The sequence below is a fragment of the Candidatus Palauibacter sp. genome (assembly GCF_965208055.1).
In the GTDB taxonomy this organism is placed as follows: domain Bacteria; phylum Gemmatimonadota; class Gemmatimonadetes; order Palauibacterales; family Palauibacteraceae; genus Palauibacter.
This window is the reverse complement of record NZ_CBDBNY010000004.1, coordinates 3035126-3053880: the sequence shown is the minus strand read 5'-3', so window position 1 is coordinate 3053880 and position 18755 is coordinate 3035126. Positions and strand designations below refer to the sequence as shown.

Here is an 18755-nt window from a genome sequence, read left to right as displayed (position 1 = left end):
CGATGAGCGAGATCGGACCCCTGGCGTACCTGGCGCTCCTCGCCCTCCTCGCCCCCTTCGGGGCGCATCGGCTGCGCCTGCTCTGGCTGCGAATGCGCCGACCCGCCAGGGTGGAATCGCGCTCCTGGGAGGACGCGCTTCCGGTCGTCACGGTGCAACTGCCCGTCTTCAACGAAGCCAACGTCGTCGAACGGCTCATCGACGCGGCGTGCCGCCTGCGCTATCCGGCGGACCGCCTCGAGATCCAGTTGCTCGACGACTCCGACGACGAGACGGTGGCGACCGCGGCGCGACGCGTGCGCGAGTGGCGGGCCCGGGGGATCGACATCCGGCACGTGCGCCGGGCATCCCGCGAAGGGTACAAGGCCGGCGCGCTCGCCCACGGCACGGCCCTCGCCCGCGGAGACTTCCTGCTCGTGCTCGACGCGGATTTCGTTCCGCCCCCGGAGTTGATTCGGGAGTTGCTCCCCCCCTTCGCGGATCCCGGCGTGGGGGCGGTGCAGGCGGCCTGGGACCACCTGTCCCCCGACGCGAGTTGGCTGACGCGCGCACAGGCGCTCTTCCTCGACGCGCATTTCGCGATCGAACACGAGGCGCGATACCGGGCCGGCCTCTTCTTCAACTTCAACGGTTCGGGCGGAATGTGGCGCAAGGCGTGCGTGCAGGCGGCGGGGGGGTGGCAGAGCGACACCCTCACCGAGGACGTCGATCTCAGCTACCGCGCCCAACTCGCGGGCTGGCGCTTCGTGTACCGGGACGACGTCCGGGTTCCCGCCGAACTGCCGGCCAGTCTCCGCGCGGTGGAGATCCAGCAGAGCCGTTGGACGCAGGGCGGAATCCAGAGCGCCAGAAAGCTGTTGCCGCGGATCTGGCGCGCCCCCGTGCCGGCGGCGATCAAGGTCGAGGCGACGGCCCATCTCGCGGGACACGTCGTCCATCCGCTGACGCTCACGATGGCGGCGGCGCTGGCGGGGGCCGGGTGGGCGTCGGCGACCGGCTTCGGTCTGCCCACGGCCGTTCATGTAGCCGCCGTGCTTCTCGCCACCGTCCCGTTCGTGCTCTTCTACGGGTCCGCCGGGTGGATCCGCCGGCGGCGGCGGCTCGGACGCCGCATCGTCGAGGCCCTGCTCCTGGGGCTGGGGCTCGGCGTGCCCCTCACCTTCGCCGTCGCGCGGGCCTGCCGCGGGACCCCGACCCCCTTCGCCCGCACGCCGAAACGAGGCTTCCATCCCGTCGTGGCGTATCGAGCCCGGCTCTCGGGCGGGCCGGCGTTTCTGCGCCTGGCGCTCGCCGCCGCGCTCGCCGGCGCCGTCGTGAACACGGCGCTCGTCGGGTCACCCGCCGTCCTGCCCTTCACGGCGCTCTTCGCCGCGGGCTACGCTCTCACGACGCGCGAGTCGCTGAGAACGCCGTCCCCGCCAGCCATCCCAGGCTAGGAGGGCCAGGGGCGGCCCATGGATCAGCCATGCCAGCCACGCGGGCTCCGGCCACGCCCCCGTGGCGAGGTAGGTATCCCGACCCGCGTACGCGAAGAACACGGTGCCGCTGAACAGGAGCCAACCCCGATTCGCCGATAGACAGGCGAAGGGGAGGACCCAGAGCAGATACCAGGGGTGGAGGGTCGGCGAGAGGAGGAGGGCGGATCCGATCGTCCACAGGAGGGCGCGGTCCAACGGCCAGCGGCGGAGCGCGGCGCGGCACGCGATGGCCCCGACGATCGACGCGCCGATCCACTTCGCGAGATCCGGATGCCCCGGCAGCCGCTCGAGTATCCGGTAGAGGCCGCCGTTGAACGCCCAGATGTCCGCGTAGGTCCGCAGACCGTCGAAGAGGGCCGGCCCCGCGCCGACGTAAGGCACGTAGAGAAGCAGGGGTACGAGGACCGCTGCGGCGAGCGCCCCGGGACCGCGTAGCCGCCAGAGCGCCGGGAGCGCGGCGAGGGGGGCGAACTTCAGCGCGCCGGCGAGTCCCAGAAGGGCTCCGGACCGCCACGCCGGCACCGCCGTGCTGCCGGCCAGCGCCACGGCGCCCAGCATGGGCGCGACCCCGAGCGGATCCAGGTGCCCGCTCCAGGCCACTTCGACGACGACGAGCGGGGACCAGAGATACAGCAGCAGCGGGAGCACGCTCCGGCCCGACGAAAGCCGGTCGATGAGCCGCGCCACCAGCAGGTCGGCCGCGAGCCACCCCAGCTTGAAGATCCACCACGCAGGCCCGGCCGACGCCAGCAGCGCAAACGCGACCTGAGCCCCCGGCGGATAGATCGTCGACACGTCCGCGTGGTTGATGAGCGGCCACCACGCGGTGCGCAGTTCTTCGAGCGCCGACGCCGAGGGGGGATGCGCGTAGGGATTCACTCCGTTGGACTGAACCCAGCCGTCCCAGATGTACCGATAGATGTCCTCGGAAAGGGCGGGCGCCGCGGGGAAGGCCCCCGCTCGAAGGACGATCCCGGCGGTCCAGATGCGCCGGCGGGTCGATGCCGCCCGGCCCGGCCCGGCGGCGCAGCCGGCCGCCGCGAGATAGGCCGCGAACGCCACGGCCCACAGCGGCATCGCCGGCCACGGGGCGCCGGATCCACCCCAGACCATTCCCCAGAGCGCCGCCGCCTCGACGGCCACGAGGAGCCAGATCATTTTCCGGCGCCGGACGTCACCGACCTGCGCCGGCGTCAGCGGGCGAACCCGCCGGGGTCACCGCCGAGCCGAACGGAAGAGCTGTCGCAGCGTGGGCTCCGGGAGTGCGACGGCCCGCTCGATGACGTGCGCCACCGATTCCTCCAGGATCACCGGAGCCGTGTCGTGCTTCTCATCGTCGAAGCGAAAGGAGAGCCAACCCCGCACGAGGTCGTCGGCGACGGGTTCGGCGATGACGAGGATCTTCCACCGGCGTTCCCCGTCGTCAAGGTTGCCGATCGGGGCCTCCTGGCCCGCTTCGTCCCACATCCGCAGTTGGGGGCGTCCTTCTTCGGCGCCGTCGGTTGCGTCGTACTGATCTCCAGCCATCCCCCCTCCGATTCCACCGGGATTCAATCGGGATTCAATCGGGATTCAATCGGTGTCCGGGGCCTCCTCCTCCGAACGCTGCCGCCACAGGCCCATCAGGTACTCGTCGTACTCTTCAGGGGCAGCTTCGTAGTCGCGGCGCCACGTCTCGAAATCGGGTAGCGGCACGCTCTCCCGCAGTCGCTTGGTCGCAAGTCGGACCATCGTCTGAAACGCCAGGCGCTCCTGGCCGAAAGCCTGCGCCCGGGCTTCCTCTTCCACGATCTCGTAGATGCGTTCTTCAGACAGGGAGAGGAATACTTCGGTGAGTTGAGCCGAGCAGTAGTCGGCGTATTTGGCCCGCAGGACGCCTTCGTCGGACTCCGATCCCCTCTCGGCATCCCGACCGGGCGCTGGACGCTCCGTATCGGAAGACACGGCTATACTCGGCTCGCAATCGCTGGCCAACCCCTCACCTCCCCGCTCACCTGCACCCCGCGCGATTTAGCTCCGGGCGGGACGGGCGTCAACGCCTCCGGCTGTGGCGGGGACGGCGCTCGGCGACCGGATCCGCGCCCCCGCGGGCACGCCGGCCGCCTCTCTCAGCGGTGTCTCGAGGCGGGCGTCTTGAGTTCTTCGAAGATGATGCGGCGGGCCAGGACGTACTGTATGGCTCGTTCGAGGAACTCCGGATCCCGCTGGCGTACGGCCTCCACATCCGCAGCAAGCTCCTTCGGGAGATCCACGACGACGTTGACGAGGCTACAGTCGGATGATGCCATCATGTTCAAGGATGCTCTCGCAAGAAATTCGAGGGTTTCGCTCTCTGTATCGGAACGGACCCCGGGGGTCCGCGGCAGTCGGGGGCCGTGCATTTCCCGTCGCGCTCTGAGGATAGGATCGACGTTCCGGCTCCTGCAAGCGGACGACCCTTTGGCGTAGGGATGGGAGGATTGCGCAAGGGGATCGTAACGGGCTGTATCATAGCGCGTTACGTGACTGTTGAATGATCGTCCAAAACTCCCGATCATGTGTGGATTGTGCCGCTAATCCGCGTCGCGTCCGTGGCGCGCGCGAGCGGCGTTCGTGCCCGCTACATGCGGCGATGAACGGGCTGTGACGGCTGCTCCCAAGGACGGGCGAGCGGCTTATTTTTTTCAAAAAATATCGATTGCCGCCGATGGGCGGCCGGGTTGCCGGGTGCTTCGCCGTTGGCGGTCCGGAGAGGCGCTCGACCGTGCGACCCGGGGAACGGACGGCTATGCTGTGCGCTCCAACTCCCGCGGGGCGGCGGAGGCGGCGGGATGGCCCTGGGACGGACGGCAAGCGGACGGCAAACGGACGGCAAACGGACGGCGAACGGACGATAACGGAGGGACACGAGTGACGGATTCCGCGCCCGGCGCGTTGATTCTCGGCGCCTCGAGCGGCTTCGGCGAAGCGGCCGCGCTGGCGTTCGCCGAGGCCGGTTACGACATCTACGGCGTACACCTGGACCGGCGGGCGGGACTCGCGCACGTCGGAGAGATTCGGGATCTGATCGAATCGCGCGGACGGCGCGCGACGTTCTTCAACGGGAACGCGGCTTCCGCGAAGAAGCGCGACAGAGTGCTGGACGAAATCGCGGAAAGCGCGGGGCCGGGCTCCGTGCGCGTGCTGATGCACTCCCTGGCCTTCGGAACGCTCCTCCCCTTCGTGCCCGGCGACGACGCCGGAATGAGTCCCGAGCAGATGAACATGACGCTGGACGTGATGGCCCATACGCTGGTCTACTGGACCCAGGGGCTGCTCGAGCGCGACCTGATGGGCGAAGGCGGCCGGATCTTCGCCATGACCTCGTCCGGCGGGGACCGCGTGATCCCTTCCTACGGAGCCGTCTCCGCGGCCAAGGCCGCGCTCGAATCGCATTGCCGCCAACTCGCGCTCGAACTCGCGGTGAAGGGCATCACCGTCAACTCGATCCGGGCCGGCGTCACGGACACGCCCGCGCTTCGCAAGATTCCCGGCGCGGAACACATGATCGCCGAGGCCGCCGCCCAGAACCCCCACGGACGACTGGGGACCCCGGAAGAGGTGGCGCGCTGCATGGTCGCGCTCGCCGCGCCGGAAACGGGGTGGATGACGGGGAACACGATCCGCGTCGACGGAGGCGAGGACTTCGTCGGCTCCAGGCCGCCCGGGGACTGAGGGGACCGAGGACGTGGACCCCCGGCGACTGGCCGGACCGGCGGCGGACCTGGCCCGGGAGATCGTCTCCGACGAGGTGGAGTACTGGCGGAGCGAGATCACCCGGCCCTGGCGCACGGGACGGCGCGGACGCTGGGCGGAGGTGGGCCGCTGGATCGGGACGGGCCTCGCGGTGGGAGCCGCGGTGTGGGGCGTGATCGCCGCGGTTCAGGCGGAGCGCCCCCGGGACTGAGGCGCCGGGGCTCGCGTCAGTCCCGGCCAGGTTCAGTTCCGGCCAGGTTCAGTTCCCGGCCAGGTCGAGGACGATTTCGATCCGGCGGTTCCGCGCGCGTCCTTCCTCCGTCTCGTTGCTCGCGATCGGGCGTTCCTCGCCCAGGCCGGCCGCCTCGACCCGCGAGGACGGAATGGGCACCCGGGCGAGCAGGTGCTCGCGCACGGCGATGGCCCGCCGCTGACTCAGCGCCTGATTCCCGCGCGTCCCGCCCTGCGCGTCGGTGTGCCCCTCGATCCGCACGGTAGCCCCCGGAAAGGTCGTGATGACGCGCTGGACCTTGGTGAGCAGGGGATACAGCGCCTCGTCGATCTCGGCCCGCGCGGGCTCGAAGGTGAGGCCGAACAGGCGGAGGACGAGCCGGTCTCCGACGAGCAGGACTTCCCCTTCCGCAGGGGTGAACAGGCCCTGGACTTCGCGCAGCCGCGCCTCCCGCTCGCGTATCGCGAGGAGTTCGTCGCGGGCTCCCGTGAAGCGCCTCTCGAACTCGGCCACGCGGTCTTCCAGCGAGGCCACCCGGCGGTCGAGTTCCGCGGTCCTCGCTCGTTCGCTCGCCACCTCGGCGCCCAGCCGCGTGTTCTCCGCCACGAGGCGGGCGATTTCCCCCTCGATGCGCGCGGTCGTTTCACCGGCGTCGCTCCGGAGGGCTTCGACGCCCGCGGCTTCGGCGAGGCGAGCCAGGTCCGCTTCATGCCCGTCGAGCAGCCGTTCGACCGTCACTTCGCGCCGGCGCACGCTGTCGAACAGGGCGGCCATGCGGTGGGCGCGGGAGAAGGCGGCGAACGCGGCTTCCCCGGCCCGCGCCGGCCCCTCCACGGGAGCGAGGTTCTCGATCTCCGTTTCCGCGCTCGCGATGTGCGCCTCGCCCACCGAGAACGCATTCGGGGCCAACTCGCTCGCGCCCGCGTTCATCGCAGCGGCTCGCGCCTGCATCGCCGCTCCCAGAAACTCGTCGCGCCGCGCCGCGCGGGTCGCCCGCCGGTAGAGCACCGCCGCGCGGTCCGCTCGCACCGCCACGTCCTCGAGATCTTCGCGTTCCAGACGACGGCCCGCCGTTTCCAGTTCGCGTTCGGCTCGCGCCCACCCTTCGACCGCCCGCGTCCCGGCTTCGGAGGCGCGGGCCTGGTCCCGGGCGGCGAGCGCCGCCGCGAAGTGCGGCCGGCCCGCGGCCGCGATCCGCTCCGCCGCTTCGAGCCAGCGTCCGGCCTCGCCCAGCAGTTCCTCGAACCGGTCGTCCTGTCGGCCATCCCTCAGACGACGCGACGCGTCCTCCAGCCGGTCCGCGGCTTCGCCGAACGAAGACGGCGCGAGGAGGTGGATCGCGTTCTCGCGCGCCTGGCCGAGGCGAGCCGCGAGCGTTTGCAGCGAACCCGCGCCTTCCTGGGCAGCGGCCGGACCCGGACACAGGAAGCAGGACGCGACGAGTACGGCCAGCAGGGCCAATAGGGCCTCCCGCCGCGGGCGCGACCCGGCCGGGAATCTGTGCCTGACAAACGCCATGTTTTCCGTGCTCTTCCTCGTCGGCAACCAAACGAATCCGGCGCGCGTCCACTGCACGATACACAGCACGATACACAGGCGGACGGCGGATGTCTCCCCGAGGGAATACCGATGGCCGCGGACGGGCCCGCGGTCGCGCGCCGGGCACCTTTCAATCTCACTCGCGGAGCGCCAGATTGCGCTCCCTTCGCGAACGAATTCACCCAGGGGGATCCCTTCATGAAACCACTTGCCGGCGAGGTTCAGCAGGGCGCAATTCCGGCTCCCGCCAACGAACCTGTCTACGACTACGCCCCGGGCACTCCGGAACGGGCCGCTCTCAAGGAAGAGTTGCTCCGCCAGCGGGGCGAGGTCGTCGAGATCCCGCTGATCATCGGCGGCCGCGAGGTGCGGACATCGAAGACGTTCGACGTCACGATGCCGCACGACCACGGCCATGTGCTGGCTCGCTGCCACATCGCCGGGACCGCCGAGGCCCGGGCCGCCATCGACGCCTCGCGCGCGGCCTGGGCGGAGTGGTCGAACTGGGCCTGGGAGGACCGGGCCGCGATTCTCCTCCGCGCCGCGGAACTGCTCGCCGGCCCGTGGAGGATGAAGCTCAACGCGGCGACCATGCTCGGGCAGAGCAAGACGGCGATCCAGGCCGAAATCGACGCCGCGTGCGAGGTCGTCGATTTCTGGCGCTTCAACTCCTTCTTCGCGGGGCGCGTGCACGCGGAGCAGCCCATCTCCGGGCCGGGCGTGCGGAACCGCATGGACCACCGCCCGCTCGAGGGGTTCGTCTACGCCATCAGCCCGTTCAACTTCACGGCCATCGGAGCCAACCTGACCACGTCTCCCGCGCTCATGGGAAACGTCGCGATCTGGAAGCCCTCGACCACCGGCGTGCTCGGGTCCTACTACGTGATGAAGCTCCTCGAAGCCGCGGGGCTCCCGCCGGGCGTGATCAACTTCATCCCCGGCGTGGCTTCGGAGATCAGCGATGTCCTGCTGTCGAGCCCGGAACTCGGCGGCATCCACTTCACCGGTTCGACCGGCACGTTCCAGCATCTCTGGAAGTCCGTCGCGCAGAACGTGGAGAACTATCGGGCCTATCCGAGACTCGTCGGCGAGACGGGAGGGAAGGACTTCATCCTCGCCCACGAGAGCGCGGACCCGCAGGCGCTCGCGGTCGCGATCGTGCAGGGCGGCTTCGAGTACCAGGGACAGAAGTGCTCGGCGACATCGCGCGTGTACGTGCCCGATACGATGTGGGAGGATGTGCGGGACCGGGCGGTCGCGATGACCGGAGAACTTCGCATGGGCGACCCGGCGGACTTCCGGAACTTCCTCGGCGCGGTGATCGACCGGCCGGCGTTCGACCGCATCAAGTCGTACATCGACTACGCTCGCGAATCCGGCGATGCGCGCATCCTCGCCGGCGGCTGCTGCGACGACAGCCGGGGCTATTTCATCGAACCCACGCTGGTCCAGGCGGACGATCCCGGGCACAAGCTGATGTGCGAGGAGATCTTCGGGCCGGTCGTCACCCTGCACCCGTACCGCGCCTCGGACTGGGAATCCACGCTCGCCCTGGTCGACGAGACGTCTCCGTACGCGCTCACGGGCGCCGTGTTCGCGCGCGACCCGGCGGCCGTTCGAAGCGCGGGCGCGGCGCTTCGGAATGCGGCGGGGAACTACTACATCAACGACAAGCCGTCCGGCGCGGTGGTCGGCCAGCAGCCCTTCGGCGGCGGTCGCGCGAGCGGCACGAACGACAAGGCCGGATCCGTTCTGAACCTCGTGCGCTGGGTCTCCCCCCGGACGATCAAGGAGACCTTCGACCCGCCGGTCGACTACCGGTATCCCTACATGGAGGAAGAGTGAGGAGCGGACGGAATCTGCTGCGCGCGGGGCTGCTCGTCGGCGCGTTCGCGGCCATCGGATGCGGCGAAGAGCCCGTAACCCCGAGCCGGGAGGTGTTGGAGGACGCGACGTTCCTCACGCTGGACGGTGGCGAGGTCACGCTCACGGCGGGAACGGGGGTCAGTGAGGACAACGTGCGACACGAACTTCTCCTCACGGCCGACGGCGATCTCGATTTCGATTCGGACGTCGACGCCGTCGCGGTGCTCGCGGCGGATCACGGGCGGGAGCGGTTCCTGACCCTGCATGCCGTTCTGAGGGACGGCGATCAGCTGCGGGACGTGTCCGCGCGCCTCATCGGAGACCGGATCGACGTCCTCCGGGCGGAGATTCTCGACGGCGTGATCCGGATGAGCGTCCGGGTGCGCAGGCCGGGCGACCCCGTCACGGTCCGCCCCTCGGTCGACCGGACCCCCTACTTCGCGCTGACGGATCGGGGACTCGCTTCCATCACGCTCATCGACGTCGTCGACGGGGAGGACGGGGACGACGGGGAGGACGCGCAAGCCGCCACGCCTGCGCTGTACACGCACGAATGGGAGCTTGAATCGTTCGACAGCGGGGACTGGAGCGCGAACCTCCGCGCGCCGCGTGAACCGGTGACGCTCAGATTCCAGGCGGACCTGCGCGACGCCGGGGACGTCACCGGGCAGTTGGCGGGATTCGCGGGCTGCAATCGGATGTTCGGGAGCTTCCGGGTGCACGAGGCGGAGGCCCTGCGGTTCTACGGCGTCGCGGCCATGCGCGGGCAGTGCCGGGAACGGCAGGCGGACTTCGAGCAGCGCTTGCTCGAAGCGCTTCGTTCCGTGAGAGCGTTCCAGGTCGACGGCGACCGGATGACGCTCGCGCTCCGAGGGGGCGCGATTCGTTTCCGGGCCGGACGGCGGCTGGCTTCGCACACGGCCGGCGCGACCCCGGACACGCCCGACGCGAGTTCAATGTAGATTCAACGTTCGCCCGCCGGGCGGAGGATCCGGTGCGGGCGGGAGAGGCGCCACGGTATGGGACGTTTCACAGACGAGGAACTGCAGCGGAAGGTACAGGAAGGGTTCATCGTCGAGTCCGAAGAGGACATGACGGAAACCTACAAGCGGGCGCTGATCACGCAGCTCACGGTCCAGGGCGACACGGAACTGATCAGCGCGCCGGCCTACTTCATGGCCGCGCGCGACGCTCCGTCCACGAACACGATGGTCTCCGCCACGGCGATCATTCAGGACGAACTCGGGCACGCGAACATCGCGTACCGCCTGCTCGAGGATCTCGGCGTGGACCGCCACTGGCTGCTCTACGAGCGGGAACCCGCTCATTTCAAGCACCCCTACGGCTTCGACCAGCCGCTCGTGGACTGGGCCGCACTCGTCTCGGCGAACGCGCTCTACGACCGGGCCGGGATCACGCTGCTGGGCGACGTACACCGCAACACGAGCTACGGGCCCCTCAAGCGCGGCCTCGTGAAGGTGAGCATGGAGGAGAACTTCCACCTGCGGCACGGGGAGGTCTGGATCCGCCGCTTCGCCGAGGCGGGGGGCGCCGCGAAGGAAGCGGTTCAGCGGACGCTCGACTGGATGTTTCCGATGGGCGTGGAGTGGTTCGGCATGCCGGACGACCGGAAGCACCACAACGCGCAACTCGACTTCCGCCTCAAGGGGATGACGAACGACCAGCTCCGCCAGACCTGGCTCAGGGCGGTCGTGCCGCTGTGCGAGGAGCTGGGTTACGACCTTCCGGCGCGCTGCGACCCCGATACGGACGAAGTGGAGCTGACCTACGAGCTTCCCTGCCAGTACGACCCGAAGGCGCGGCGCTGGCTCTTCAACGAGACGATCACCTGGAAGCAGGTGTTCGAGCGCTGGAAGGCGCGCGGCCCGATGAACGAGCAGTACGTCGATTCGCTGCGGAGAAGTCGATTCGCGGTCGAGCGGCTGCTCGCGGCATGAACGGCGGCGGCACGGCTCACGGCGCGGCGCGGCCTCGGCGCCTGCCGCGGTCCCTCCCGCGCTACGTCCCGCGGTACGAAGCGGGCATGAACTTCGGCGCCGTCCTCCGGGAGACGCAGGGCGGTCGGGAACTGCCGCCCCCTCCCGCGTTCGCCCAACCGGCCGAGGATCTCGCGGAACGGGCGCGCCGGGCGCTCTACGAAGTCGCGGACCCCGAGTTTCCGATTTCGATCGTCGACCTCGGACTCGTCCGCGGGGTCGAGGGAGACGAGGCAGCCGGGACCCTCACCGTCCATCTCACCTTCACGGCCACGGCCTGCCCCTGCATGGACTTCATCGAGTGGGACGTGCGGCAACGCCTGCTGGAACTGGACGGCGTCCGGGAGGTCGAGATCGTGACGGGGTGGGATCCTCCGTGGACGACCGCCGCCATCTCCTCGCGCGGCCGGGCGCTTCTGCGCTCCGTCGGAGTCGTGACGTGAGCGGTGACGGACGCGTCTACGAGGTGTTCGCGCGCAAGAAGAGGGCGGACCGCTTCGAGCACGTGGGCGCGGTGTCCGCCCCCAACGAGCAGTTGGCGCGCGTCTACGCGTGGCAGACGTACGACGAGGCGAAGTGGTTCGAGATGACGGTCGCGCCGCGCGATGCGTTCGCGGCGGTGAATCGGCCGCAGGCCCCGTTCACGCTCGGCGGTTCGGCCGGGCGTGCCCCGGCGGATTCACGATGACGGAGAGCGGCTTCCGGTCCGCGGAGGACCTGCCGGAGGAGGTGTCGGGACACCTCGGCAACCTCCTTCTCGCCCTCGCCGACAACAAGCGACTGCTCGGCCTCCGCTACTCGGACTGGATTCTCGGGGCGCCCTCGGTCGAGGCCGGCATCGCCTGCTCCGCCATGGCGCAGGATGAGTGGGGGCACGCCCGCATCCTCTATGCGCTGCTGCGCGACTTCGGCCACGATCCGTCCGCGCTCGAGCACGAACGCGGGGCCGACGAGTACCACAGTTCGGAACTGCTCGACCGGGACGTCGCATCGTGGGAGGAGTTTCTCGCCCTTAACTTCCTGTGGGACACGGCGCTCTCGGTCCAGTTCGAAATGCTCGTGGAGAGCCGCTACGAACCGATCCACTACAAGGTGCGCAAACTGCTCGAGGAAGAGCGCTTCCATTTCGACCACGGACAGGGGTGGACCTCCCGCCTGCTGAGCGCCGAGGGCGGACGCACGGCGCTGACCGAAGCCTTCGGAGCGGCCTGGAACGCGTGTCTGTGCTGGTTCGGGGCCGGGGATGACCCGCTCGTGTCGACGCTCGCCCACCACGGGATCGTGAGGGGGGATGCGCGCGGGGCGCGGGCGCGCTGGCTCGAGCGGGTGGGGCCGCTCGCCGCGGAGACGGGACTCGCCCGGGCGGCCGATGCCGGCGCGTCCGACGCCGGCTGGGTCAGCGCCCGCGAACCGGCCTGGGAGGGCTACCGCGCACGGCGGCGGCGCACGGCGGGGGGCGGGCCCGATGAAGATTCTCTCGCGCGAGTGCGCGGCGACCGCAACCGCACGCTCCTCCTGGACTGAACCGTGTCCGGCGACGCGAAACCCGACCGGCCGGCGGGGCGGTCGACGCTCGACGATCCCGTCGAATCGTCCGCCATGCCGGTTTCGATCCCCTGCCCCTTCTGCGGCTCGGACGATTCCGACCCGTTCGCCACCTTCGGGGGACAAGCGTCGACCGCCCAATATTACTGCAACGCGTGCCGAACGGTGTTCGAGGCCCTGAGGTGGCGCTGAACTGGTATTCCGCGGCCCCCGGGGGCGGCATTCTGCGAATCCGGACCCAGCCGCGCGCGAGTCGCACTGACATCGCGGGCGTTCATGGGGAGGCCCTCCGCATTCGCGTGGCGGCACCGCCCGTGGACGGTGCCGCAAACCGCGCGCTGCTCAAGTTCCTCGCGCGGCGACTCCGCCTCCCCCGCTCGGACATCGAGATTCGTTCCGGCCATACGGGACGCGTCAAGTCGATATGGGTCCGGGACCTGGATGAACCCACCGCGGCGCAGGCGCTGCTACCCGACCCGTGACGCTTCGGCCCCATCCGTGACGCCCCGGCCCGCTCCCGCGCGGGAGCCCGGCCTCTATCGCGGGCGAACCCCACCGCTCGCCCCCTTTGCGAGCGCGCTGGCCGCGTACGCGGCGGGGGCATCGGATCCCGGACTTCGGCTGCGCAGCAGTCTCGGGGAAGACGCATCGCTGCCGGTCGGGTTCTTCTTTCGGACCCCGGATCAATGGATGGACTTCGAGCGCTATGCCGTCGAGTTGTGCCGCGGCCGCGTGCTCGATCTCGGGGCCGGCGCGGGACCGCACACCCTCGCGCTCGAGGCGCGGGGACGCCCCGTCGTCGCGGTGGAAGGCTCCGCCGCCGTCGCTCGTCTGCTGCGGGCGCGCGGGGCCGCGTCGGTCGTGCACGCCGACTTCCGCCACTGGTGGCGACCGGGCTTCGACACGGTCCTGATGCTCATGAACGGGCTGGGGCCGGTGGGCACCCTCGCGGGCCTCGACCGCTTCCTCGCGCACGCCCCCCGGTTCCTGTCGCCGGGCGGGCAGGTCCTGATCGATGGCGCGGAAGCCGTCGCTCGCAGACCCTCGGCGACGGCGGGCTGGCCCCCTGCCGGCGGGTATCCCGGCCAGGCCTGGATCGAACTCTCCCACGCGGGCCGCGTGGGCCGGCCCTTTCGCGAATTGTACGTCGATCCCGAAACGCTCGCGCGTCACGCCACGCGGGCGGGCTGGCGGCTGGAGGTGGCGTTCGAGGATGGAAACGGGGCCTGGCTCGCCCGCCTCACGAGGCCTTCGTGACCCTCCGCGACGTCGACCGGGACAGGCCGCCTGCCAACCATTTCGTCGATTCCGGAGTCGAAAGTTCAGGAACCGATGGAAACTTTCTCTCTTTTTTGCCGTATCACGAGAGTACAGGTCGCAACCGCCGATTTCCGAGGAGGCCGAGGAGGGATGGATCACATGGACAGATTCTCGAAGTGGGCGACCACAGGCTCGCTGGCCTGGCTGGTGATGGCGGTGGGGCTGATCCTGGGCACGCACAGTGGGTCCGTGCAGGGCGCGCAGGCGGCCGGGACGCCGGAAGCCCCGGACGCCCCCGAAACCGTAACCTGTCCGGAGACGCCCGTTGCGGCGGCCCCCGTGGCTGTGGATTTCGACACCCACGCGAGGTCCTGAGCGAAGCCGCATCGCTCGCGACGCCGCCGGTTGGGCCGGGTCCGTAAGGGGACCCGGCCCTTTTTTTGTCGACGGACGATCCATGGGACGCGGCATCCGGTCGCGCGCCTGTTCGGAATCCCCCGTCAAGCGCATAGTTTCCCCCCCATGCCGCAACGAGAGCGTCCGGATTTCATCCGTCAGATCGTCGCCGAGGATGTCGAGAGCGGACGGCACGGAGGGCGCGTGCTCACGCGCTTTCCGCCCGAACCCAACGGCTTCCTCCATGTGGGCCACGCCTCCGCCATCTGCCTCAACTTCGAGGTGGCGCGGGAGTACGGCGGCCGCACGACGCTGCGCATGGACGACACGAACCCGACGACGGAGGACCCGTCCTACGTCGAGGCGATCGCGCGGGACATCCGCTGGCTCGGGTTCGGGTGGGACGGCGGGATCCGCTACGCGTCGGACTACTTCGGGGCGCTGTACCGGATGGCGCTGCGGATGATCGAGGATGGCTTCGCCTACGTCGACAGCCTGTCCGAGGAGGAGATCCGCGCGCACCGCGGGTCGGTGCGCGAACCCAGCCGGCCCAGCCCGTATCGGGATCGCTCGACGGAGGAGAACCTGGATCTCTTCCGGCGCATGCGCGCCGGCGAGTTCGACGATGGGGCGCACGTCCTCCGCGCGCGGATCGACCTCGCCTCGTCGAACATGAAGCTGCGCGACCCGCTCATGTATCGAATCCGGCACGCGCACCACTACCGCACGGGCGACGAGTGGCCGATCTACCCCTTCTACGACTGGGCGCACGGCCAGTCCGACGCCATCGAGGGCATCACGCACTCCTTCTGCACGCTCGAGTTTCAGGACAACCGCGCGCTCTACGACTGGTTCATCGAGCACACCCGTCCCGCGTCCGCCCGCATCGACCGCATCCCGGGAGCGGAGGGCGGCGGCGGCGAGGCGCTCGGCTCCTGGGATCCGCGGCCCCGCCAGTACGAGTTCGCGCGCCGCAACCTGGACTACACGATCGTCAGCAAGCGGAAACTCCTCCTCCTCGTCGAGGAGGGACACGTCTCGGGCTGGGACGACCCGCGCATGCCCACGCTGGCCGGCTTCCGGCGCCGCGGCATCCCCCCGGACGCGATTCGCGCCTTCTGCCGACAGGTCGGGATCGGCAAAGCCGACAACCGGGTGGAGATCGCCACGCTCGAATGGGCGGTGCGCGAGGCGCTGAACCGGCGGGCGCCGCGCGTGCTCGCCGTGCTGCGTCCCCTCGAGGTCGTCATCGAGAACTGCCCGGAGGGCGAGGTGGACTGGATCGAGGCCCCCTACTTTCCGCGCGGCGCCGATGCCCCGCCCGAAGGGTGGCCGGAAACGCGGAAGGTCCCGTTCACCCGGGTCCTGTACATCGAGCGGGATGACTTCGCGGAGGAGCCGGCTCCGGGCTTCCGCCGGCTCGCCCCCGGGCGCGAGGTGCGCCTGCGGCACGGCTATTTCGTCACGTGCCGGCGGGTGGAGAAGGACGACGCCGGCCGGATCGTGCGCCTGCACTGTACGTACGACCCGGCGACGCGAAGCGGAGCGGCGCCCGACGGGCGTCGGCCGGCGGGGACCATCCACTGGGTGTCCGCCACGGAGTCGGTGCCGATGGAGGTCCGCCTCTACGATCGCCTGTTCCGCGTCTCCGACCCGGCCGGAGGCGCCGAGGGCCTCCGGGAGGCCCTCAACCCGGATTCGCTGCAGGTGCTGACCCATGCGCGCGGCGAGCCGAGCCTCGCCGACGATCCACCCGAGACGGCCTGTCAGTTCGAGCGCCTCGGCTACTTCGTCCGGGACCGGGCCACGAGAGCCGCAGCCACGAGAGCCGCCGGACCGCTCGTCTTCAACCGGACGGTGACGCTCCGGGACGCCTGGAGCCGGCGCGCGAAGTCGGGCGACACCCGCGACGCCGCCCCCCCCGAGGCGCGGACCCCGGCGGAAGACACCTCGACCGGGCCGGCCGTTCCCGGGGTCGACTCGGCGCGGGAAGCCCGCGACGTGGCGAGGCGCGCCGACCCGGCGCTCCAGGTGGCCTTCGACCGCTTTCGGGATGCGCTGGGTCTGCCGGATGAACTCGCCGACCTGCTCAGTGGTTCCGCCGAATCGGTGCGCTATTATGAGCGGGCGATCCGCGGGGGAACGGATGCGGCCGCCATCGCGACCTGGCTCGTGCACGAGGTCCGCGGCGCCGGGGGCAGCGAAGGCGACGCCGGCGCCCTCGAGCCGGAGGCGCTGGCCGAACTTGTCGAACTCGTTCGCGAGCGCTCGATCTCGCGGGCGGTGGCGAAGTCGCTGCTCGCGCGACTCGTGGAAGACGGCGGAAGCCCCCGCGAGATCGTTCGGTGCGAGGGGCTGGGCCGGATCGGCGACGCGGATCAGATTCGCGAGGTCGTGGACGGTGTCGTGGCCGCTCACCCGGCCGAGGTGGCGCGCTACGCCGCCGGGCACACCGGTCTCGCCGGTTTTTTCGTCGGCCAGGTCATGCGCGCGACGCACGGACGCGCGGACCCGGCCATCGTGAGGGAACTCCTCGAGGAGAGTCTCAATGACGCGACGTGAAGCGGGGCTTCGATCGCCCGGACGTACTCGCTGCGGGTTTCTCGTGCTGGCTCTGTGCGGGCTGGCTCCGTGCGGGCTGTGGCCGGCGGCGGGGCTCGAAGCGCAGGATCCGGTACCCGCGGACAGCGTGATTCCGCTGGGCGAGTTGATCGTCTCGGCGCTCCGCGCCCCGACCTCCGTGGGAGAGGTCCCCGTCAACGTGACGACCGTGACGCGCGAGGAACTGCGCCTCTCCGCCGCGCAGACGCTCCAGGACGTCCTTCAGGAGGTGCCCGGCCTCAACTTCCGCTTCCCCTTCCAGGCGGGCGTCGCGCATCCCTCATGGCAGGCCGTCACGCTGCGCGGACTGGGAGGCACCGCCGCCAGCCGCACGCTCGTGCTCGTCGACGGCGTCCCCCTGAACGACCCCTACTTCGGCTGGGTGCGCTGGAGCCAGGTTCCGGTCGAAGTCATCGAACGCATCGAGATCGTGCGCGGCGGCGCGACCGTGAGTTGGGGGAGCCAGAGCCTCGCGGGCGTCGTCCACGTGATCACGCGCTCGGGTGGTGCCGGCGGGTTCTCCGCGGGCATCCAGGGAGGGAGCCAGTCCACCTTCCGCGGCGATGCGATGGCCTCCTTCGGCGACGACCGCGCCGGCGGCTACGTGGCGGGCGAGTTCTTCGACAGCGATGGCTACGTCCTGACCGAGCCGAGTCTGCGCGGCGCGGTGGACATCCCCTCCGCGTCGAGTCACGGGGCGCTGCGCGCGAAGGTCGAGTTCCAGGTCGGCGACGGGATGCGCATCCATGCCCAGGGCAACTACTTCGACCAGGACAAGGACAACGCGACCCCCCTCCGCAACAACACGACGGAGGCCGGGTTCGGCCAGGTCGGAATGACTTTCAACGGCGACGACGGTTCCACGCTCGCCGTCAACGCCTACCTGCAGTCGCAGTCCTACGTGAACTCGTTCTCGGGGGTCGCCGCGGGCCGAAACAGCGAAGAGCCTTCGATCAGCCAGGACGTCCCCTCGTCCGGGATCGGCGCGAATCTCGTGTGGCAGAAGCCCGGACTCGGCAGCCATAACCTCACGCTCGGGACCGACATCCTCAGCGCGACGGGGGAGGCCTCGGAGCAATACCTGTTCAGCGGCGGCGCGTTCGCGCGACAGCGGGAGACCGGCGGCGATCAGACGCTGTACGGCTTCTTCGCCCAGGACCGGATTCTCGTGAACGACCGGTGGCAGGTGTACGGCGGCCTGCGCCTCGACCTGTGGCGCAACGCCTCGGGCATGCGCCGCGTCTTCGAGATCGACGACGGGAACGTGCTGACGGACAACGCGTTCGACGACCGGAGCGGCAGCAGACTGAGCCACAACCTCGGCGTCCTGCTCGCCGCGTCCGACCGGGCGACGCTCCGCGGGAGCTTCTACAGCGGCCTCCGCGTCCCGACGCTGAACGAACTCTACAAGCCGTTCCGCGCGGCCGGGAATGTCGCCAACGAATCGAACGAGGCGCTGGATCCGGAGCGGGTCCTGGGCGCGGAGGTGGGGCTCGATCTGCGGCCCGACCCCGGCGTCCTCATCCGGCTCACGGGCTTCTGGGCCCGCGTGAGCGACGCGATCACCGACGTCACCATCCAGGAGGCCGAGACCTCCGGCGTGATTCAGCCGTGCGGCTTCGTGGCGGCCGGGGGCGTGTGCCGTCGTCGCGACAATGTGGGAACGCTGCGAAGCATCGGGCTCGAGACCGAGGTCGAGGTGCGGCCGGCGGGGGCCTGGCTGCTGGCGGTGAACCACCAGTACAACCCGACCGAGGTCACCGACGCGCCGGGCCGCCCGGACCTGATCGGTAACGAGGTGCAGGGGAGCCCGACGCACCGCGCCATGCTGCGGGTCGGGCACATCGACCCGTCCACGCTGGAGGTGGTCGCGACCGCCCGCTATCTGGGCGCCCGGTTCGACAACGACCTCAACACGGGGGAGATCGCGGCCTCGTTCCTCCTGGATGTCCGGCTTCGGCGGCAACTGACGAGCCGGCTGAGCGCGTTCGCGAGCGTGCAGAACCTCTTCGATGCGGTCGCCGAGATGTCCCACGACGCGAACGGGTTCATTCGCGTGGGGGCGCCCCGCACGCTCGTCGGCGGCCTGCGGGTGCGGCTCGGAGGCTGATCGCCCCGGTGCGCCGC

The 18755-nt window shown here is 70.2% G+C and carries 20 protein-coding genes; 15 read left to right on the top strand and 5 right to left on the bottom strand.

Going from position 1 to position 18755, the window contains the following annotated elements:
• Window positions 1–2: 2 nt before the first annotated feature.
• Entirely contained in the window at window positions 3–1436 is a 1434-nt protein-coding gene (locus ACOGXI_RS13500; RefSeq protein WP_419939353.1) for a glycosyltransferase, read from the top strand.
• On the opposite strand, the gene ACOGXI_RS13495 is transcribed toward ACOGXI_RS13500, so the two are convergent.
• The 4 genes from ACOGXI_RS13495 to ACOGXI_RS13480 all read right to left on the bottom strand — a co-directional run bounded on the left by ACOGXI_RS13495 (window position 1335) and on the right by ACOGXI_RS13480 (window position 3775).
• The gene (locus ACOGXI_RS13495; protein ID WP_419939352.1) at window positions 1335–2636 is read right to left on the bottom strand and encodes a hypothetical protein; all 1302 of its coding nucleotides are present in this window, start codon (window positions 2634–2636) and stop codon (window positions 1335–1337) included. The genes ACOGXI_RS13500 and ACOGXI_RS13495 overlap by 102 nt on opposite strands.
• Before the next feature lie 57 nt (window positions 2637–2693).
• Window positions 2694–3005, bottom strand: a complete 312-nt coding sequence (locus ACOGXI_RS13490) for a hypothetical protein (RefSeq protein WP_419939351.1) — start codon at window positions 3003–3005, stop codon at window positions 2694–2696.
• A 45-nt stretch (window positions 3006–3050) separates the two neighbouring features.
• The gene (locus tag ACOGXI_RS13485; RefSeq protein WP_419939350.1) at window positions 3051–3422 is read right to left on the bottom strand and encodes a hypothetical protein; all 372 of its coding nucleotides are present in this window, start codon (window positions 3420–3422) and stop codon (window positions 3051–3053) included.
• A gap of 164 nt (window positions 3423–3586) precedes the next feature.
• A complete protein-coding gene (locus tag ACOGXI_RS13480) occupies window positions 3587–3775 on the bottom strand; it encodes a hypothetical protein (RefSeq protein ID WP_419939349.1) in 189 nt (62 codons plus the stop codon).
• A gap of 592 nt (window positions 3776–4367) precedes the next feature.
• Between ACOGXI_RS13480 and ACOGXI_RS13475 the strand changes: the two genes are divergently transcribed.
• Together ACOGXI_RS13475 and ACOGXI_RS13470 are read left to right on the top strand one after the other, a co-directional pair.
• A complete protein-coding gene (locus tag ACOGXI_RS13475) occupies window positions 4368–5171 on the top strand; it encodes an SDR family oxidoreductase (RefSeq protein WP_419939348.1) in 804 nt (267 codons plus the stop codon).
• A 13-nt stretch (window positions 5172–5184) separates the two neighbouring features.
• Window positions 5185–5403: a hypothetical protein gene (locus tag ACOGXI_RS13470; protein WP_419939347.1), complete on the top strand. Its 219-nt coding sequence runs from the start codon at window positions 5185–5187 to the stop codon at window positions 5401–5403.
• A 48-nt stretch (window positions 5404–5451) separates the two neighbouring features.
• Here the strand turns inward: ACOGXI_RS13470 and ACOGXI_RS13465 are convergent, their stop codons facing one another.
• Complete coding sequence (locus ACOGXI_RS13465) at window positions 5452–6885, bottom strand: OmpA family protein (RefSeq protein WP_419939346.1); 1434 nt, start codon at window positions 6883–6885, stop codon at window positions 5452–5454.
• A 276-nt stretch (window positions 6886–7161) separates the two neighbouring features.
• Here ACOGXI_RS13465 and pruA point away from each other — a divergent pair, with 276 nt between their 5' ends.
• From pruA to ACOGXI_RS13405, 12 genes are all read left to right on the top strand, one after another.
• Complete coding sequence (pruA, locus tag ACOGXI_RS13460; protein WP_419939345.1) at window positions 7162–8808, top strand: L-glutamate gamma-semialdehyde dehydrogenase; 1647 nt, start codon at window positions 7162–7164, stop codon at window positions 8806–8808.
• Window positions 8805–9791: an META domain-containing protein gene (locus tag ACOGXI_RS13455; RefSeq protein WP_419939344.1), complete on the top strand. Its 987-nt coding sequence runs from the start codon at window positions 8805–8807 to the stop codon at window positions 9789–9791. The genes pruA and ACOGXI_RS13455 overlap by 4 nt, the downstream gene beginning before the upstream one ends.
• Window positions 9792–9848: 57 nt before the next feature.
• Complete coding sequence (locus ACOGXI_RS13450; protein WP_419939343.1) at window positions 9849–10787, top strand: Phenylacetic acid catabolic protein; 939 nt, start codon at window positions 9849–9851, stop codon at window positions 10785–10787.
• Between the two features lie 86 nt (window positions 10788–10873).
• Complete coding sequence (locus ACOGXI_RS13445; RefSeq protein WP_419939342.1) at window positions 10874–11269, top strand: metal-sulfur cluster assembly factor; 396 nt, start codon at window positions 10874–10876, stop codon at window positions 11267–11269.
• Window positions 11266–11514 carry a hypothetical protein gene (locus tag ACOGXI_RS13440; RefSeq protein ID WP_419939341.1) on the top strand — a complete coding sequence of 83 codons (249 nt, stop codon included), beginning with the start codon at window positions 11266–11268 and terminating at the stop codon, window positions 11512–11514. The genes ACOGXI_RS13445 and ACOGXI_RS13440 overlap by 4 nt, the downstream gene beginning before the upstream one ends.
• Window positions 11511–12350 (top strand): Phenylacetic acid catabolic protein, encoded by an 840-nt coding sequence (locus tag ACOGXI_RS13435; RefSeq protein WP_419939340.1) that lies wholly within the window; start codon window positions 11511–11513, stop codon window positions 12348–12350. The genes ACOGXI_RS13440 and ACOGXI_RS13435 overlap by 4 nt, the downstream gene beginning before the upstream one ends.
• Window positions 12351–12425: 75 nt before the next feature.
• On the top strand, window positions 12426–12563 hold the full coding sequence (locus ACOGXI_RS13430; protein WP_419940206.1) for a hypothetical protein: 138 nt from the start codon (window positions 12426–12428) through the stop codon (window positions 12561–12563).
• Complete coding sequence (locus ACOGXI_RS13425) at window positions 12554–12853, top strand: DUF167 domain-containing protein (RefSeq protein ID WP_419939339.1); 300 nt, start codon at window positions 12554–12556, stop codon at window positions 12851–12853. The genes ACOGXI_RS13430 and ACOGXI_RS13425 overlap by 10 nt, the downstream gene beginning before the upstream one ends.
• 16 nt (window positions 12854–12869) lie before the next feature.
• Window positions 12870–13628, top strand: a complete 759-nt coding sequence (locus ACOGXI_RS13420) for a class I SAM-dependent methyltransferase (RefSeq protein ID WP_419939338.1) — start codon at window positions 12870–12872, stop codon at window positions 13626–13628.
• Window positions 13629–13790: 162 nt separating this feature from the next.
• The gene (locus ACOGXI_RS13415) at window positions 13791–14006 is read left to right on the top strand and encodes a hypothetical protein (protein WP_419939337.1); all 216 of its coding nucleotides are present in this window, start codon (window positions 13791–13793) and stop codon (window positions 14004–14006) included.
• Between the two features lie 147 nt (window positions 14007–14153).
• A complete protein-coding gene (locus ACOGXI_RS13410) occupies window positions 14154–16589 on the top strand; it encodes a glutamine--tRNA ligase/YqeY domain fusion protein (protein WP_419939336.1) in 2436 nt (811 codons plus the stop codon).
• Complete coding sequence (locus ACOGXI_RS13405; RefSeq protein WP_419939335.1) at window positions 16576–18738, top strand: TonB-dependent receptor; 2163 nt, start codon at window positions 16576–16578, stop codon at window positions 18736–18738. The genes ACOGXI_RS13410 and ACOGXI_RS13405 overlap by 14 nt, the downstream gene beginning before the upstream one ends.
• Window positions 18739–18755: the final 17 nt, after the last annotated feature.

Bases quoted from the DNA above. Each gene is read 5' to 3' on its own strand.
- ACOGXI_RS13500 (WP_419939353.1), top strand. From the start codon at position 3: ATGAGCGAGATCGGACCCCTGGCGTACCTGGCGCTCCTCGCCCTCCTC.
- ACOGXI_RS13495 (WP_419939352.1), bottom strand. From the start codon at position 2,636: ATGATCTGGCTCCTCGTGGCCGTCGAGGCGGCGGCGCTCTGGGGAATG.
- ACOGXI_RS13490 (WP_419939351.1), bottom strand. From the start codon at position 3,005: ATGGCTGGAGATCAGTACGACGCAACCGACGGCGCCGAAGAAGGACGC.
- pruA (WP_419939345.1), top strand. From the start codon at position 7,162: ATGAAACCACTTGCCGGCGAGGTTCAGCAGGGCGCAATTCCGGCTCCC.
- ACOGXI_RS13450 (WP_419939343.1), top strand. From the start codon at position 9,849: ATGGGACGTTTCACAGACGAGGAACTGCAGCGGAAGGTACAGGAAGGG.
- ACOGXI_RS13445 (WP_419939342.1), top strand. From the start codon at position 10,874: ATGAACTTCGGCGCCGTCCTCCGGGAGACGCAGGGCGGTCGGGAACTG.
- ACOGXI_RS13435 (WP_419939340.1), top strand. From the start codon at position 11,511: ATGACGGAGAGCGGCTTCCGGTCCGCGGAGGACCTGCCGGAGGAGGTG.
- ACOGXI_RS13430 (WP_419940206.1), top strand. From the start codon at position 12,426: ATGCCGGTTTCGATCCCCTGCCCCTTCTGCGGCTCGGACGATTCCGAC.
- ACOGXI_RS13415 (WP_419939337.1), top strand. From the start codon at position 13,791: ATGGACAGATTCTCGAAGTGGGCGACCACAGGCTCGCTGGCCTGGCTG.
- ACOGXI_RS13410 (WP_419939336.1), top strand. From the start codon at position 14,154: ATGCCGCAACGAGAGCGTCCGGATTTCATCCGTCAGATCGTCGCCGAG.
- ACOGXI_RS13405 (WP_419939335.1), top strand. From the start codon at position 16,576: ATGACGCGACGTGAAGCGGGGCTTCGATCGCCCGGACGTACTCGCTGC.